This window comes from Pantoea sp. Ep11b (genome assembly GCF_040783975.1).
In the GTDB taxonomy this organism is placed as follows: Bacteria; Pseudomonadota; Gammaproteobacteria; order Enterobacterales; family Enterobacteriaceae; genus Pantoea.
In genome coordinates, this window is the sequence record NZ_CP160631.1 from 2,446,552 (window position 1) to 2,463,203 (window position 16,652).

12 protein-coding genes are annotated in these 16,652 nt (G+C 58.1%); 6 read left to right on the forward strand and 6 right to left on the reverse strand.

Going from position 1 to position 16,652, the window contains the following annotated elements; translation table 11 throughout:
* Nucleotides 1-60 precede the first annotated feature (60 nt).
* Nucleotides 61-1,605: a methyl-accepting chemotaxis protein gene (locus tag AB1748_RS11585; RefSeq protein WP_293771022.1), complete on the reverse strand. Its 1,545-nt coding sequence runs from the start codon at nucleotides 1,603-1,605 to the stop codon at nucleotides 61-63.
* Between the two features lie 174 nt (nucleotides 1,606-1,779).
* Nucleotides 1,780-3,366, reverse strand: coding sequence for a PTS transporter subunit EIIC (locus AB1748_RS11590; RefSeq protein WP_367395521.1), 1,587 nt, complete (start codon nucleotides 3,364-3,366; stop codon nucleotides 1,780-1,782).
* Between the two features lie 259 nt (nucleotides 3,367-3,625).
* Between AB1748_RS11590 and AB1748_RS11595 the strand changes: the two genes are divergently transcribed.
* The 5 genes from AB1748_RS11595 to pdeR all read left to right on the forward strand — a co-directional run bounded on the left by AB1748_RS11595 (nucleotide 3,626) and on the right by pdeR (nucleotide 12,671).
* Complete coding sequence (locus tag AB1748_RS11595) at nucleotides 3,626-5,929, forward strand: FdhF/YdeP family oxidoreductase (protein WP_293771024.1); 2,304 nt, start codon at nucleotides 3,626-3,628, stop codon at nucleotides 5,927-5,929.
* Nucleotides 5,930-6,040: 111 nt separating this feature from the next.
* Nucleotides 6,041-7,975 carry an exoribonuclease II gene (locus AB1748_RS11600; RefSeq protein WP_111140091.1) on the forward strand — a complete coding sequence of 645 codons (1,935 nt, stop codon included), beginning with the start codon at nucleotides 6,041-6,043 and terminating at the stop codon, nucleotides 7,973-7,975.
* Nucleotides 7,976-8,174: 199 nt separating this feature from the next.
* Nucleotides 8,175-10,244, forward strand: a complete 2,070-nt coding sequence (locus AB1748_RS11605) for a carbon starvation CstA family protein (RefSeq protein ID WP_367395522.1) — start codon at nucleotides 8,175-8,177, stop codon at nucleotides 10,242-10,244.
* Nucleotides 10,237-10,527, forward strand: a complete 291-nt coding sequence (locus AB1748_RS11610) for a YbdD/YjiX family protein (RefSeq protein WP_111140086.1) — start codon at nucleotides 10,237-10,239, stop codon at nucleotides 10,525-10,527. Before AB1748_RS11605 ends, AB1748_RS11610 begins: the two co-directional genes overlap by 8 nt.
* A 158-nt stretch (nucleotides 10,528-10,685) precedes the next feature.
* The gene (pdeR, locus tag AB1748_RS11615) at nucleotides 10,686-12,671 is read left to right on the forward strand and encodes a cyclic di-GMP phosphodiesterase (RefSeq protein WP_111140085.1); all 1,986 of its coding nucleotides are present in this window, start codon (nucleotides 10,686-10,688) and stop codon (nucleotides 12,669-12,671) included.
* Nucleotides 12,672-12,683: 12 nt separating this feature from the next.
* On the opposite strand, the gene AB1748_RS11620 is transcribed toward pdeR, so the two are convergent.
* A complete protein-coding gene (locus AB1748_RS11620) occupies nucleotides 12,684-13,550 on the reverse strand; it encodes a crotonase/enoyl-CoA hydratase family protein (protein ID WP_111140084.1) in 867 nt (288 codons plus the stop codon).
* Nucleotides 13,551-14,179: 629 nt separating this feature from the next.
* Nucleotides 14,180-14,878 carry an L-ribulose-5-phosphate 4-epimerase gene (gene araD, locus AB1748_RS11625; RefSeq protein WP_367395523.1) on the reverse strand — a complete coding sequence of 233 codons (699 nt, stop codon included), beginning with the start codon at nucleotides 14,876-14,878 and terminating at the stop codon, nucleotides 14,180-14,182.
* A 347-nt stretch (nucleotides 14,879-15,225) separates the two neighbouring features.
* On the opposite strand from araD, the gene osmB reads away from it, so the two are divergent.
* Nucleotides 15,226-15,441 (forward strand): osmotically-inducible lipoprotein OsmB, encoded by a 216-nt coding sequence (gene osmB, locus AB1748_RS11630; RefSeq protein ID WP_003853848.1) that lies wholly within the window; start codon nucleotides 15,226-15,228, stop codon nucleotides 15,439-15,441.
* A 77-nt stretch (nucleotides 15,442-15,518) separates the two neighbouring features.
* Here the strand turns inward: osmB and yciH are convergent, their stop codons facing one another.
* Nucleotides 15,519-15,842 (reverse strand): stress response translation initiation inhibitor YciH, encoded by a 324-nt coding sequence (gene yciH, locus AB1748_RS11635; protein ID WP_111140081.1) that lies wholly within the window; start codon nucleotides 15,840-15,842, stop codon nucleotides 15,519-15,521.
* A complete protein-coding gene (gene pyrF / locus AB1748_RS11640; protein WP_199560006.1) occupies nucleotides 15,842-16,561 on the reverse strand; it encodes an orotidine-5'-phosphate decarboxylase in 720 nt (239 codons plus the stop codon). Before pyrF ends, yciH begins: the two co-directional genes overlap by 1 nt.
* Between the last annotated feature and the right edge of the window lie 91 nt (nucleotides 16,562-16,652).

Sequence of the window (16,652 nt, forward strand, 5' to 3'; positions counted from 1 at the left end):
CGCAAGGAGCCGAAACCTGTCCGGCTCCTTGCGAAAGCCAGTATGCGCTACCTGCGCCTGTTAATGGCTTGCCAGACGGAACGTGGAGACCGACTGTGTCAGGTACTGCACCTGCTCCTCCAGCGAGGCAGAGGCCGCTGCCGACTCCTGCACCAGCGCCGAGTTCTGCTGGGTGACGCTGTCCATCTCGGTCACCGCCTGTTCGATCTGACCGATGCCGCGGCTCTGCTCATCTGATGCGGTAGAGATATGTTCCATCAGCTCATTGACGCGGCTGACCGAAGAGATAATCGCGTTCATCGCCTCACCGGTGCGGCTGACCTGGTCTGAGCCGGTGCGGATAATCGAAACTGATTCGGCAATCAGGCTCTCGATCTCTTTGGCGGCCGTGGCGCTGCGCTGGGCCAGATTGCGTACCTCGCCCGCGACCACGGCAAATCCGCGCCCCTGCTCGCCCGCGCGGGCCGCTTCGACGGCGGCGTTCAGCGCCAGGATGTTGGTCTGGAAGGCGATGCTGTCGATGACCGTGGTGATCTCCTCGATCTTTTTCGAGCTGGTGTTGATGAGTCCCATCGACACCACCACTTCCTGCGACACTTTTTCGCCACTCTCTGCGTTCTTCACCGCCTCACTGGTCAGACGGCAGGCTTCGAACACGTTTTCGGTATTCTGTTTCACCGTTGCGCCCAACTGCTCCATGCTGGCCGCAGTTTCAGTCAGGGCCGCAGCTTGCTGCTCGGTTCGCGAGGCCAGATCGATGTTGCCTGCCGCAATCTGCTGCGAGGCGGTAGAGACTGAATGGGTCGAATCGCGCACCTGAAGAATAATCGCGGTCAGCGCGCTGCGCATCTGCTCCAGCGAGCCCATCAGCAGCTGAATTTCACTGCGTGAGCCTGCCTTGACCGGCACCGTGGAGTCCAGTACGCCCGCCGCGATCAGCTTGCAGTGCGCCTGCGCATGATTAAGCGGCGCCAGCACGTAGCGCTTCATAAAGAGATAGATGGCGATGATGATGGCAAAGAACAGCACGCCCGACAGTACCTGTAACATCACGCCGGTGGAGAAGTGGCTCTGCGCCTCGCTGTTCAGTTTTCTGGCGTAAGCCTCATGCTGCGCCAGCACCCGGTCCAGAATGATTTCATACTGGCGATCAAGGCGAACTACGGTGGCAATCTGGTTTTTAAAACGTAGCTGATCGTGTGCTTCGGCGGCTTCAATTAGCGGCTGGAGCCCCTGCTGACGATACGTCTGATAAGCCTGACGATAGGCCTCTGCTTCCGCCTCTTCACCCGGCAGACGCGGGGCATCCATATAGGCCCGGAAGGCCGCATCCGCTTTACCGGCAACGGTGCGCACGCTATCCAGCGTGGCGGGATTACTGGCATCGCTGCCTTCTGTCTCTTTCATGTACTCCATCAGGCGGACACGCAGCGTGCGGCTGTGGTTGATCGGATCGATCACGGAAAGCACCACGCGAATCTCTTTATTGACCGCATTCAGGGAGTGATTGCTCTGAAACAGCAGCGAGGTACTGATCGCCACGCTGGCCAGAAACAGCACCAGCAGGAAAGAGAAAATAATCAGGGAGGATTTTTTTAACGACATCACAACGTTCCGAAAATAGGGAAGACAGAGTCGCTATATCGGCAGAAAAGCGCATCCCATTAGGGGCGCGCTTTTTTTAGTTACAATAAGCGGAGCGGCAACCGACAGAGGTTCTCCCGGGCGGGCGCTGAGGGTGAGCAGCCCGCCGCGCGGTGAGGCCGCAGAATCGCCGGATCAGGCGACACCCAGCGCCATTTTTACTTCGCTGGCAATCTTCTCGACCTGTGGGCCATAAATCACCTGAACGTCGTGCTCACTGACGCGATTGATGCCGTTGGCACCGGTGCTCATCAGCGTCTGATCGACCACCTGATTCATCGCTTTCACCCGTACCCGCAGCCGGGTAAAGCAGCAATCGACATCTTCGATATTGGCCTGACCGCCCAGACCGCTGATAATCACCCGGGTGCGCTCATTGGCGGCAACCTGCTGCGGTTTCTCCTCCTCCGACTCGCGGCCCGGCGTCTCGACGTTCATCCGGGTGATCACCAGCCGGAAGGCGTAGTAGTAAACCGGCGCATAGATCGCGCCCAGCGCCAGCGTCCACCACCAGTGAGTTTTTGCCCCGCCCAGCATGCCGAATACCACCAGGTCGATAATGCCGCCCTGTACGTTGCCGATCATCAGGTGCAGCATTGACATCAGCATAAACGACAGGCCGGTGAGAAACGCATGCAGCAGGTAGAGCACGGGCGAGACAAAGATAAAACAGAACTCCAGCGGTTCCGTGATGCCCGTGGTGAATGAGGTCAGCGCCCCGGCCATCACCAGCGCCCTGACCCGCTGCTTATGCTCCGGTCGCGCGGTGTGGTAGATCGCCAGCGCCGCGGCAGGCAAACCAAACATCATCACCGGAATCTTTCCCTGGGCCAGGAACTGCGTGGCGGAACGCAGCGTCTCATCGGGGATCGCGCCCGGATGAGTCAGCGAGGCATTAAAAATGTTCAGCGCACCGACCACCGTCTGTCCATCCACGACCGCCATGCCGCCGATGGGGGTAAACCGCACGGTTTCATTCAGGATGTGATGCAGGCCGGTGGGGATCAGGATGCGCTCGAACGTGCCCAGCAGAAACGCGCCATACTGCCCGCTTTTGCCGATCATCTGACCTATCCAGGCGATACCGCTGCCAATGGTTGGCCAGATCAGCGCCAGCAGCACCCCGACCAGCGGCAGGCAGACCACGGTGACAATCGGCACAAACCGCCGTCCGCTAAAGAAGCTGATCGCCGTAGGGAGTGACTGCGTGTAAAAGCGATTGTGCAGCACCACCGTCATCAGTCCGGCGATCACCCCACCCAGCACGCTCATGTTGTAGGTAAAGACGCCCAGCATGCTGATGTATTCCGCCGACATCATCATCGCCGCAGTCTGATCCAGCCCCGCCTGCTGCAGCGCAGCGGGTGTTGTGGTGGCTGCGGTGATCCCTCTGGCCGCCAGGCTGGCGCTGATTCCGACGTTCATTACGATATAGCCAATCACGGCGGCAAAGGCGGCGGTGGGTTTCTCCGCCTTCGCCAGACCGATAGCCGTCGCCACGGCAAAGAAAAGCGGCAGATTAGCAAACAGCGCCCCGGCGACCTTACGGATAAAGCCGATGATGAGCTGCGGCACCTGCATCTGCGCAAAGGCTTCGCCGGTGACGGCCGGGTTCTGCATGGCCGCCGCCAGCCCAAGGAAAATCCCTGCGGCTGCGATGACCGAAATAGGCATCATTAACGCTTTGCCAAATGCGTGGATCTGGCTGGTCAGCTGTTTCATAGGGTTACGCCTCGCTGCTTGCAAACAGCAAGTATGCGTCTGATGCAGGGATAACTCCCGTTATCAGCCCGTTAAAAACGGGTAAAATCTGACCAGCGTCACACTTCGCACGCCTGCACGATAAACGCCAGCTATCGCACCATTATGTCAATCAATTAGACAAGGTATGTGTATAACTGCAGACTTCCTTTCACCATCAGGCTATAACCTGATAACAAACACCAAACAATAATGCCTACTATAAAAAGCCTGCACTCATATGAAATTTAAACGCCAAATCAAACCCTACCGCGCGGCTGCGGGCGGCTGGGGTTCACTGGAAGCCACCACGCGTTTCGTTCTTGACAGCAAAGCGGCCCTGAAAAATATGCGCAATCTGATGCGCATGAACAAAGCCCGCGGTTTTGACTGCCCGGGCTGCGCCTGGGGCGATGACAATAAAAGTACCTTCAGCTTCTGCGAAAACGGGGCCAAAGCGGTTACCTGGGAAGCCACACGCCGCGTTGTCGACACCGACTTTTTTGCTAAACACAGCGTTACCACGCTCTATACCCAGAGTGACTACTTCCTGGAGTATCAGGGTCGTCTGACCCATCCGCTGCGTTACAACGCCGACACCGATCACTATGAGCCAATCAGCTGGGATGCGGCCTTTGCGCTGATTGCGCAGCACATCCGGGCGATGGATCACCCCAACCAGATGGAGCTTTACACCTCCGGCCGTGCCAGCAACGAAGCCTCCTGGCTCTATCAGCTGTTTGGCCGCCTGATGGGTACCAATAATTTCCCTGACTGCTCTAACATGTGCCATGAAGCCAGCGGCACCGGCCTGAAGCGCAGTATCGGCGTGGGTAAAGGCACCATCCGTCTGGATGATTTCGATCACGCTGATGCCATTTTCGTCTTCGGTCAGAACCCCGGCACCAACCATCCGCGTATGCTGCACAGCCTGCGTCATGCGGCCGATCATGGTGCGAAGATCGTGACGTTTAATACCCTGCGCGAGCGCGGTCTGGAACGCTTTGCCGATCCGCAGAAGCCGCTGGAAGTCGTCACCTCGAAAGCGGGCAATATCAGCTCCTCCTATTACCAGCCGAACCTGGGCGGTGATATGGCGGCGGTGCGCGGCATGGTGAAATCCCTGCTGGAAACTCACCGCGCGCGTCTGGCGGCTGGCGAACCGGGTCTGTTTGACCAGACCTTCATCAACGCCAAAACGCACGGTATTGAGGCTTACCTCGACGCCGTGGATAACACCAGCTGGATGCAGATTGTGGCGCAGTCGGGCCTGACACAGGCGCAGATCCGCGAAGCCGCAGCTATCTATCAGAGCGCAGACCGGGTGATCTGTACCTGGGCGATGGGGATCACCCAGCACAAGCACTCGGTCGATACGGTACGGGAGATCACTAACCTGCAGCTGCTGTTTGGTCAGCTGGGCAAAAAAGGCGCGGGCCTCTGCCCGGTGCGCGGTCACAGTAACGTGCAGGGCAACCGCACGATGGGCATTGATGAGAAACCGGCCAAAGCCTTCCTGGATGCGCTGGGTAATCACTTCAATTTTGAACCGCCACGCGCCCCAGGTCATAACACCGTTGAAGCGCTGAACGCCATGCTGCGTGATGAAGTCAAGGTACTGATTGCGCTGGGCGGCAACCTGGCGGCGGCTGCACCTGATTCACCGCGTACCGAAGAGGCGCTGTCACGCTGTGGCCTGACCGTGCATATCAGCACCAAACTGAACCGCAGCCACCTGGTGCCGGGTCACGAAGGGCTGATTCTGCCGACGCTGGGCCGCACTGAGCGCGATCTGCAGGCGACGGGCAATCAGTTCATTACCGTCGAAGACTCCTTCAGCATGGTTCACGCCTCGGAAGGGATCGGCATCCCGCTGGCGGACACTCAGCGTTCAGAGACGGCGATCGTGGCCGGTATCGCTGAAGCGGTGCTTGGCAGTGACAAGGTGAAATGGCGCGAACTGGCGGGTAATTACAATCTGATCCGCGAACATATCGCCGCGACCATTCCGGGCTTTGCCGACTTCAATGCGAAATGTGATATTCCGGGTGGCTTCTACCTGGGTAACGCGGCGGCGGAGTTACGCTTCAATACGCCAAGCCAGAAAGCGGAGTTCTGCGCCTCATCCCTGCCGGATTCGCTGTTCCCGAATCTTGAGCAGGCGGTGCCTTTCACGCTGCAGACGCTGCGTTCACACGACCAGTACAACACCACCATTTACGGCCTCGATGACCGTTATCGTGGGGTATTCGGTCAGCGCGAGGTGGTGTTTATCAACCCGGATGATATGGCCGATCTGGGCTTCACGGAAGGTCAGAACGTGGATATCGAAACGCTGTGGAACGATGGCATTACCCGTCGCGTCAGCGGCTTTAAACTGGTTCCCTATAATATTCCGCGCGGCAATCTGGCGGCCTATTACCCGGAAACCAACCCGCTGGTGCCGCTGAACAGCTTCGGCGATGGCAGTGGCACACCGACCTCGAAATCCGTACCGGTGAAGCTGGAACTGTCGTCGGCGATCGCCGATCAGCGCATCGCCTGACAGCCCCCTCACCCCATCCTGAAAAGCCGGCTCGTCCGGCTTTTTGCCTTGCCGCGCGGCGTTGAATCGCGTAAAACTGTCAGCCGCAATCAGGCCACGAAACGAAAAATTATGTTCCAGGATAACCCGCTGCTCGCGCAGCTGAAAGAGAAGCTCCATTCGCAAACGCCTCGTGCTGAAGGCGTCGTTAAAGGCACCGAAAAAGGTTTCGGCTTCCTGGAAGTCGATGCACAGAAGAGTTACTTCATTCCGCCACCGCAGATGAAGAAAGTGATGCATGGCGATCGCATTGTCGCCGTGATCCACAGCGATAAAGATCGCGAAAGTGCTGAGCCGGAAACCCTGGTTGAGCCCTTCCTGAGCCGCTTTGTCGGCCGGGTGCAGAAGAAAGATGACCGCCTGTCGATCGTCCCGGACCACCCTCTGCTGAAAGATGCCATCCAGTGCCGTCCGGCGCGCGATGTCAGCCATCCCTTCGAAAATGGCGACTGGGCCGTGGCGGAGATGCGCCGTCATCCGCTGAAAGGCGACCGCGGCTTTTACGCCGAGCTCACCGATTTTATCGTGAAAGCCGACGATCACCTCGCACCGTGGTGGGTGACGCTGTCCCGTCACAACCTGGAGCGCCAGGCGCCTGACGTCAGCTTCGGCGAGATGCTGGATGAAAATCTGACGCGCGAAGATCTTACCGCGCTCAACTTTGTCACCATCGACAGCGCCAGCACTCAGGATATGGACGATGCGCTGTATGTGGAGGCACTGGAGGAGGGTTCTCTGCGTCTGACCATCGCCATCGCCGACCCTACCGCGTATGTGGCGGAAGGCAGCCAGCTTGATAAGGTCGCCGCTCAGCGCGCCTTCACCAACTATCTGCCGGGCTTTAATATCCCGATGCTGCCGCGCGAACTCTCTGACGATGTCTGTTCGCTGCGCCCTGACGTGCGCCGTCCGGCGCTGGCCTGCCGTGTCACCGTGGCAGCCGATGGTTCCCTGGGCGATGACGTGACCTTCTTTGCCGCCTGGATCGAATCCAAAGCGAAGCTGGCCTATGACGACGTCTCTGACTGGCTGGAAAACAGCGGCAGCTGGCAGCCGCAGAGCGACGCAATTGCGGAACAGATTCGTCTGCTGCATCGCCTCTGCCTGGCGCGCAGCGAATGGCGTCAGACCCACGCCCTGGTGTTTAAAGATCGTCCTGACTACCGCTTCCTGCTGGGTGAAAAAGGCGAAGTGCTGGAGATTGTGGCTGAACCCCGCCGCATCGCTAACCGCATCGTTGAAGAGTCGATGATTCTGGCGAACATCTGCGCGGCACAGGTCCTGCGCGATCGCCTCGGCTTCGGGATCTACAACGTCCATGCCGGTTTCGACACCACCAATGCGGAACAGGCGGCGGCCGTGCTGGCCAGCCACGGCGTAACGGCCGATGCGCAGGCGATCACCACGCTGGAAGGGTTCCGCGTGCTGCGTCGTGAACTCGATGCCCTGCCAACGCAGTTCCTGGACAGCCGCATCCGCCGGTTCCAGACCTTCGCGGAGATCAGCACCGAGCCAGGCCCGCACTTCGGGCTGGGGCTGGAGGCTTACGCCACCTGGACCTCCCCGATTCGTAAGTTCGGCGACATGATCAATCATCGTCTGCTGAAAGCGATTATCCGTGGTGAACAGGCCACCCGTCCCGATGAGGCCGTCACGGTCACAATGGGCGAGCGTCGCCGCCTGAACCGGATGGCAGAGCGCGATGTGGGCGACTGGCTCTATGCCCGCTACCTGGCGCCTTTCGCGGCCACCGATCGTCGCTTCAGCGCCGAGATTATCGATGTGTCGCGCGGCGGTATGCGTGTCCGTCTGCTGGAGAATGGCGCGGTGGCCTTTATCCCGGCCCCGTTCATTCACGCGGTGCGTGACGAGCTGGTCTGCAGTCAGGAAAACGGCAGCGTACAGATCAAAGGCGAAGTGGTTTACCGCGTAACCGACGTGATCGATGTCACCATCGCCGAAGTGCGCATGGAAACCCGCAGCGTCGTGGCGCGTCCCGCTGTCTGAGTAGCGGATCGCACCTGTTTCTGGCGGGATAACCCCGGTTATCCCGCCGCTCTCCCCCGCCTTACAACGTTGCAAAAAAGTTATATTTGTACCCCGCTTCACACTTCTCTACTGATTAACTTTCACTTACATTCCATTACATTAAGTTTAGCTCGTTGTTTTCGATCGCTTTCCTCTCGGTCTTCACAAGGAGTTAGTCATGAAAAACGTCAAAACCAGTGTGATCTGGTTAGTGGTGGCGTTAATCGGCGCGGGCGCTTTCGCCATGCTGGCCCTCAGCCGCGGCGAACACGTCAACGCAGTCTGGCTGGTGATAGCCGCTGTCGCCTGCTACAGCATCGCTTATCGCTTTTACAGCCTGTTTATCGCCCGCAATATCTTTGAACTTGACGATCGCCGGATGACACCCGCCGAGCGGCTGAGCGATGGGCTCGATTATGTGCCGACCAATAAGTGGGTCCTGTTTGGCCACCACTTTGCGGCGATAGCCGGTGCCGGGCCACTGGTTGGTCCGATCCTGGCGGCGCAGATGGGCTTCCTGCCGGGTACCATCTGGATACTGGTCGGGGTAATGCTGGCGGGGGCGGTACAGGATTTCCTGATCCTGTTTATCTCCACCCGTCGCGATGGCCGCTCACTGGGCGAAATGGCCAGACAGGAGCTGGGCCGGTTCGCCGGGGTGGTGACCATGCTCGGTGCGCTGGGCGTGATGATTATTATCCTGTCGGCGCTGGCGCTGGTTGTGGTAAAAGCGCTGGCGAACAGCCCGTGGGGGCTGTTTACCATTGCAGCCACCATTCCTATCGCGCTGTTTATGGGTATCTACATGCGCTTTATCCGCCCGGGTAAGATCGCAGAAGTGTCGCTGATCGGCTTTGTGCTGATGATGGCAGCGATTATCTATGGCGGGGACGTTGCGCAGCATCCTTACTGGGGCCCCTTCTTTACCCTGAAAGGCACCTCGCTGACCTGGGTGCTGGTGATCTACGGCTTTATCGCCTCCGTGCTGCCGGTCTGGCTGCTGCTGGCCCCGCGCGACTACCTGTCAACCTTCCTGAAAATCGGTGTCATCGCCGGACTGGCGGTGGGGATTGTCTTCGCCCTGCCCGAGCTGAAAATGCCGGCCGTTACCCGCTTTATCGACGGCACGGGCCCGGTCTTCGCTGGCGCGATGTTCCCGTTCCTGTTTATCACCATCGCCTGCGGCGCGATTTCCGGCTTCCATGCGCTGGTCTCCAGCGGCACCACGCCAAAACTGGTCGAGCGCGAGAGCCACATCCGCTTTATTGGCTACGGCGCCATGCTGATGGAGTCCTTTGTCGCGATCATGGCGCTGATTTGCGCCTCGGTGCTGGATCCGGGCATTTACTTCGCCATGAACTCCCCGGCCGCGCTGATTGGTACGACCGTGGAGAGCGCCTCTCAGGTGATCAACGGCTGGGGCTTTGTTGTCACACCTGAAATGCTGAGCGGCATTGCCCGCGACGTGGGGGAAGGCTCGATTCTGTCGCGTGCGGGTGGTGCCCCGACCTTTGCAGTGGGCATGGCGCATATCATTACCGACATCTTCAACAGCCGGGCGATGATGGCCTTCTGGTATCACTTCGCCATCCTGTTTGAAGCGCTGTTTATCCTGACAGCGGTGGATGCCGGCACCCGCGCCTGTCGTTTTATGGTGCAGGATCTGGTGGGAACGGTCGTGCCTTCGCTGGCCAATAACCGCTCCTGGCTGGGCAATATGGCAGGCACCACCGTCGCCGTCGCAGGCTGGGGGTTCTTTGTCTATCAGGGCGTCGTCGATCCGCTGGGCGGCATCAATACCCTGTGGCCGCTGTTTGGTATCGGCAATCAGATGCTGGCCTCAATGGCCCTGATTCTGGGCACCGTGGTGCTGTTCAAAATGAAGAAGCAGCGTTACGCCTGGGTCACTATCCTGCCTACGATCTGGCTGTTTATCACCTCCATGACCGCTGGCTGGCAGAAAATCTTCCATGAGAAACCCGCTATCGGTTTCCTGGCGCAGGCCGCTAAGTTCCGCAAAGGGCTGGAGGACGGCGTGGTCATCGCGCCCGCAAAAAGCGTGGCAGATATGCAGACCATCGTGTTCAGCAATCAGATCAACGCTGCACTGTGCGCCTTCTTTATGCTGGTTGCGGTTACGATGCTGATTTCGGCATTCTTCGTTATTCGTCGCGCGCTGCGCAGCGACAAGCCGACTGTTCAGGAATCTTCTGTGACGCTGCGCAACAAGGAGGTGCGTCATGTCTGATGCGATTCATCAGGTCCGTCGGCCAGGCGCGAACTGGCAGATTATCCGCTGCCATCCTGCCGCCACGCCGTCACCTCAGGCTTTCCGCTGGCGGAGTCTGTGGCGCGGCCTGCAACAGTGCTTTCGCTTAATGGTCGGCGTGCAGGATTATCAAAAATATCTGCAGCATATGCGCCTGCAGCATCCCGAGCAGTCGCCGATGAGCGAGCGTGAGTTTCACCGTTATTGTCTGGACGCACGCTTTCCCAGCCAGGCTGGCAAAGTGGGAAAATGCCCCTGCTGAACACGCTTAACAGCCCCGCATCGGCGGGGCTTTTTTGTGCCATCCTTATCTGGACAGGAAAATATATTTCGTTTGCATCTTGTGCTGGCGTCAGATGATGAATACTGTTGCTAAATAATGAGATAACGTATGCAGAGCACTTCCCGGAGGAAGTTTCCATGACCGATGAACAAGGGCAGACGTTGTTGTACACCCTGTTTGGTACAACCAGCCCTCATTGGCGTCTGACCGCGGACAGCGATGCGTTGCATTTTGCCGAAGATGAGTCATCACAAACCAATATCGCCCTGCCGCTGACACCCGGCCAGGCGGCAATGATCCGTGCCATGCCGGTCATTACCTCAAGTATTAATCTGACCATGACGCTGCAGGGCATTGATGTGCCTATGCATTTTGTCGGCCGTAAAGTTAATCAGTCATCCTGGGCGGGCACCGCCTCCGCCTGGGGCGACACCTCTGCGGTCGCCCGCGACTTAACCCTCGGGCTTTCGTTTGCTGAACAGGTGGTTTCCGAAGCCAACTCGGTGATTGTGATCCTGGATCAGCGCGGTAATATTCAGCGTTTTAACCGCCTGAGTGAAGAATATACCGGCCTGAATGAGCACGAAGTGATTGGCCGAAACGTCTTTCAGCTCTTTATGACGAAACAGGAAGCCTCACAGTCGCGGCGCAATATCGCAGGCTTCTTTCGCGACGGTAACTCCTATGAAGTTGAACGCTGGGTCAAAACCAAAAAAGGGCAGCGACTGTTTCTGTTTCGTAATAAGTTCGTTCACAGCGGCAGCGGCAAAAATGAAATTTTCCTCATCTGTTCAGGTACTGACATCACCGAGGAGCGCCGCGCCCAGGAGCGGTTGCGGGTGCTGGCCAATACCGATACGGTGACCGGCCTGCCCAACCGAAACGCGATTCATCAGCAGATTAGTCTGGCGCTGGAGCGGTCAGAAGGCGATGAGACCGGCGTGGTCTATCTCGATCTCGACAATTTTAAAAAAGTGAATGACGCCTACGGTCATATGTTCGGCGATCAGTTACTGCAGGCCGTTTCTCTGGCTATTCTGAGCTGTCTGGGCAAAGACCAGACGCTGGGACGGCTGGGTGGTGATGAGTTCGTCGTGCTAGCAGAGCACACCAGCCAGGCGGCGCTGGAGGCGATGTCCTCCCGCATTCTTGAACGGTTGCGCCAGCCCTTCCGCATCGGGCTGATCGAAGTCTACAGCGGCTGCTCCATCGGCATCGCCTACGCCCCTCTGCATGGCGAAGATCGCGAAAGCCTGATCCGTAATGCGGATACCGCCATGTATCACGCCAAAGAGAATGGGCGCGGCAAGTTCTGCGTCTTTGCGGCGGAGATGAATCAGCGGGTTTTTGAATATCTGTGGCTGGACACCAACCTGCGCAAGGCGCTGGAACTGGATCATCTGCTGGTCCATTATCAGCCTAAAGTGGACAGCGATGGTCAGGTCCGCAGCGCCGAAGCACTGGTTCGCTGGAACTCACCTGAGCGCGGCATGGTGTCGCCGGCTGATTTTATTCCCTATGCCGAAGAGTCCGGGCTGATTGTGCCGCTGGGACGCTGGGTCATGCTCAACGTGCTGAAGCAGATTATCCTGTGGCAGCAGCAGGGAATTTTTCTGCGTGTCGCCGTCAACGTCTCGGCCCGCCAGCTCATCGATCAGAGCATCTATACGGATCTGAAGCAGGCGCTGCAGGAGGCCAGTATCACCGACTGCCCTATCGATATCGAGCTGACAGAGAGCTGCCTGATTGAGAATGAGACCGAGGCGCTGAAACTGATGAAGCAGTTTCAGGAGCTGGGCGCTCAGGTGCATCTGGATGACTTCGGCACCGGCTACTCCTCGCTGTCTCAGCTGGCGCGTGTGCCCATCAACGCCATCAAACTCGATCAGAGCTTTATTCGCGATATCAATAAGCAGCCGGTTTCGCAATCGCTGGTGCGTGCCATCGTCGCCGTCGCCAAGGCGCTCGATTTGCAGGTCATTGCGGAAGGCATTGAGACGCCGGATGAAGAAGCGTTTGTCCTTAAAAGTGGGGTGGATGGGCGTCAGGGCTACTACTACGCAAAACCAATGCCCGCGGAACAACTTGGGCATTGGCTGGCTAAGCATCCTGCCCGCGTTTAACGCTGCTCCGTATTAACCCGCTTTACGCAGTGATGCGCTGTGGCGGTTCTGCAACTGGACCAGACGCTCCATATAGGCAATGTCTTTGGGTTCGAGGGTAAATGCATAATCGACCCAGTCTTCCGTGATATCCATCAGCTCGGCGCGTGAGAGTTGCAGCACGCGCTGACGCGCTTTCAGCATCGCCCTGACGCCATTGAGCTTCGGCCGTAAGGTATCGATAAAGGTGCGCGTGGCGCGGTAGCTGTCACCCGGCTGGAAGACTTTGTCTACCAGACCGCGCGTCTCGTACCACTCGGCGCTGTGCGACTCCCCTTCACAGATCAACTCCTCTGCCAGCTTCATGCCGGAACGGCGCGCCACCAGCGAGTAACCGCCCATGCCCGGGAAGAGGTTGAACGCGATTTCCGGGAAGCCCATGCGCGCGTTGTTTTGCGCCAGAATGAAGTGGTGCGCCAGTGCCGCCTCGAAGCCGCCGCCTAACGCACTGCCTTCAATCATGGCCAGCGTCACGGCGCCGGTATCAAAGCCACGGGCTGCCGAATGAATGCAGTCCACACAGGCGCGAGCATAAGCCCGCAGTGCCTCACGCCGGTTGTTGCGAATGCACTCAACGAAGAAGCGCAGATCGCCGCCCGCATTGAACATCTGTGGCACCAGCGATCCGGTGACCCAGAAGTCGATCGGCAGCCCGGAACGCTGCGCGGCGTAGCTCAGGTTCATGATCTCCTCAATCAGTTCATGGTTGAAGCTCGGGCGAGGCTGCGCACGCAGCATCATCCACAGGGTACGCCGCCCCTCTTCGTAATAGGCAACTAACTGCGTGGTGTTGCCAGCTTCGGTAAATAATCTGCAGGTTGCTTGGTTAATCACTGTCATTGTCTCATCCTCTGTTTATATTTGATGCGTTAAATACGCGACATCAGCGTAATGCAGAGTGAGGCCAGACCAAATGAGAGATTGATTTACAACACAAAATCCAGAGTGATCCCTGATTCGCGTTTTCTGGATTGATTAGACCGGTTACTGAATGGGTCTGAACCGCCAGCGGCCAATATGCAGACGCTTAACACCTTTTAAAAATGGCTGATGAAGATCAGAGTGGCGTAAACGCGCATCTGTCGCGGTTTCTTTTGCGCAGACCAGGAGAGAGGAGATACCGGCCTTCACAGCGGCTCCAGATTCCTTAATACAACCCCGGACTCACCGGGCAACTTTACCCGGAGAAACAGGAGCAGCACGAATGCGCCACGCCATCACCCGCCGGGGATAACCGTGGTTGTAAATGGCACGAAAATCAGCAACATCCGTTCAATAATTAACCACCAGCTGGCTTCTCAGCGGTACTGCGTGGGCGCGCCTGCTGCCGCAGTCATCTTCCTGACGCCGCAACCGGATGAAACAGACGGAGAAAGGGTTCAACAGCGGGAGCGCTGCCTCAGGCAGACGGCGGGGTTATCAGAGAAAGGGGCCGGATAAAAAAACGGGACGCCGTGGCGTCCCGCTGACTACTTCTGCCCATACCAGGCATTTTCACCATGTTTTCGCAGGTAGTGCAGGTCGAGCAGCGTTTGCTGAATCGGCGGCAGGTTCGCGGTCAGCTGCTGGCTGAACAGCCCCATATAGGCCACCTCCTCCAGGACCACGGCACTTTGCACCGCAGCATGAGCATCTTTACCCCAGGCAAAGGGGCCGTGGGAATTGACCAGCACGGCCGGGATCGCCGACGGAGAGAGTCCGCGCTGCGCGAAGGTTTCGATAATAACTTCACCGGTGTTCCACTCATACTCCTGCTGAATCTCCTCGCTGCGCATTGCCCGGGTGCAGGGGATCTCACCATAAAAGTCATCGGCGTGCGTGGTGCCCCAGGCCGGAATCGGTCGTCCTGCCTGCGCCCAGATGGTCGCGTGCCGCGAATGGGTATGCACAATGCCGCCCACCTCCGGCCAGGCCAGATAGAGGGCGCGGTGGGTCGCGGTGTCCGAAGAGGGGCGTTTCTCCCCTTCCACAACGTCACCCGTCGCCAGATCGACCACCACCATGTCATCACGCTTCATTACGTCATAGCGCACGCCGGAAGGTTTGATCACCAGCAGCCCCTGTTCGCGATCAATGGCGCTGACGTTGCCCCAGGTGAAAGTCACCAGGTTATATTTGGGTAGGTCCAGATTCGCTTCCAGAACCTGTTGTTTGAGGTGCTCCAGCATGCCTTTTCTCCTGCTGACTGTCGTTACTGAATTTTGCGGAGTCAGCGCTGAAAAGGTTATGGAGCAAATAGCTATAAAAGCAGAAGGATTGGCTGTGAATGCAAAAATGCGCTGTGCTTTCAGACTTTTCTATCTTCGGAATTCCCGCAGAATGCTTAGAATCCTCTCAGACAATATGTGGACCTGACAGGCCACGATTGTGACTCACCCGCTACAAACGGTTTGTCCATGGTAACGCCATTTCGATGCCATCACGGATGCGGCAATGATGGCTTACAAGCGGGCTGAAGAAATATCGGAGCTATACTATGAGTGTTGCCTCTGTGAGCACATCAAAGGAGAAGTGTATGACAACAACAATGAAACGAATCACTGCCGTTGTACTGGCGACCACGTTAGCGGTTGCGCTGAGCGGCTGTTCTAACTGGTCCAAACGTGACCGTAATACCGCGATTGGCGCGGGCGCGGGCGCGATTGGGGGTTCAGTCCTGACCAATGGTAGCGCACTGGGCACCGTCGGTGGCGCCGCTGTGGGTGGTATTATCGGTCATCAGGTCCACTAAGGACCTTATTAAAACAATAATCGGCTACGCTAGCATCTGCATCACAATCGGGCTACTTCGGTAGCCCGATTTCTTATTCAGCCGCCCGCCAGCTTCACCTTCATCCCTTTGGCTTCCAGCAGGCTCTTTAGCAGGTCGCGTTTATCGCCCTGAATTTCGATTACGCCCTCTTTCACCGAGCCGCCACAGCCGCACTTTTTCTTGAGTTCGGCTGCCAGCAACGCCAGTGCAGCATCATCAAGATCGATGCCGGTAATCAGGCAAACCCCTTTGCCCTTGCGGCCGCTGGTCTGACGCTGAATACGGACAATACCGTCCCCTTTTGGCCGCGCCGCTTGAGGCTCGGGCTGGGTGATGCGACCGCTGCCGGTGGAGTAAACCAGTGGATTATCATTCGCCATCAGGGTGTCTCCAGGCTGTTAAGGATGGCCTGCAGGGCAGCGGCCGGATCGGCGGACTGGGTAATCGGACGCCCGATCACCATATAATCCACGCCCGCCTGCTTCGCCTGCTGTGGTGTCATGATGCGGCGCTGATCGCCGGCATCGCTGCCCGCAGGACGAATTCCCGGCGTCACCAGGGCAAATTCCTGACCCAGTTCCTGTTTAAAGCGCACCGCCTCATGGGCCGAACAGACCACGCCATCCAGTCCGCATGATTGCGTCAGCTTCGCCAGTCGCTCCGCCTGTTCGGCCGGCGACAGCGTGATGCCAAGTCCTTTGAGATCCTCTGCATCCATACTGGTCAGCACGGTGACGGCAATCAGCAGCGGTGCATCCTTGCCAAAAGGTTGCAGCGCCTCACGCGCCGCACTCATCATGCGCGCGCCGCCGCTGGCGTGGACGTTGACCATCCAGACGCCAAGATCGGCCGCTGCCGCGACAGCCTTTGCCGTGGTGTTGGGAATATCGTGAAATTTCAGGTCGAGGAAGAGTTCAAAGCCGCGCTGCTGCAGAGTCCTGACCAGCGACGGGCCGAACAGCGTAAACATCTCTTTGCCCACTTTAAGGCGGCAACTGCGGGGATCGATCTGGTCGACGAAACGCAATGCGCTGTCGAGATCGTGATAATCCAGCGCTACCAGAATCGGCGAAGCGGTCACGTTGTGGGGTGAAGGCATGGCATTTCCTCTGTAACAGGCACCCGCAGGCGCAATAGACAAACGGCAAGCATTCTACCTGCGGTGTCTGACCATCACAATCGCGATCGCC

Coding starts and splice junctions, on each gene's coding strand:
- AB1748_RS11595 (WP_293771024.1), top strand. CDS start 3,626: ATGAAATTTAAACGCCAAATCAAACCCTACCGCGCGGCTGCGGGCGGC.
- AB1748_RS11600 (WP_111140091.1), top strand. CDS start 6,041: ATGTTCCAGGATAACCCGCTGCTCGCGCAGCTGAAAGAGAAGCTCCAT.
- AB1748_RS11610 (WP_111140086.1), top strand. CDS start 10,237: ATGTCTGATGCGATTCATCAGGTCCGTCGGCCAGGCGCGAACTGGCAG.
- AB1748_RS11590 (WP_367395521.1), bottom strand. CDS start 3,366: ATGAAACAGCTGACCAGCCAGATCCACGCATTTGGCAAAGCGTTAATG.
- AB1748_RS11585 (WP_293771022.1), bottom strand. CDS start 1,605: ATGTCGTTAAAAAAATCCTCCCTGATTATTTTCTCTTTCCTGCTGGTG.
- pdeR (WP_111140085.1), top strand. CDS start 10,686: ATGACCGATGAACAAGGGCAGACGTTGTTGTACACCCTGTTTGGTACA.
- yciH (WP_111140081.1), bottom strand. CDS start 15,842: ATGGCGAATGATAATCCACTGGTTTACTCCACCGGCAGCGGTCGCATC.
- osmB (WP_003853848.1), top strand. CDS start 15,226: ATGACAACAACAATGAAACGAATCACTGCCGTTGTACTGGCGACCACG.
- pyrF (WP_199560006.1), bottom strand. CDS start 16,561: ATGCCTTCACCCCACAACGTGACCGCTTCGCCGATTCTGGTAGCGCTG.
- araD (WP_367395523.1), bottom strand. CDS start 14,878: ATGCTGGAGCACCTCAAACAACAGGTTCTGGAAGCGAATCTGGACCTA.
- AB1748_RS11605 (WP_367395522.1), top strand. CDS start 8,175: ATGAAAAACGTCAAAACCAGTGTGATCTGGTTAGTGGTGGCGTTAATC.
- AB1748_RS11620 (WP_111140084.1), bottom strand. CDS start 13,550: ATGACAGTGATTAACCAAGCAACCTGCAGATTATTTACCGAAGCTGGC.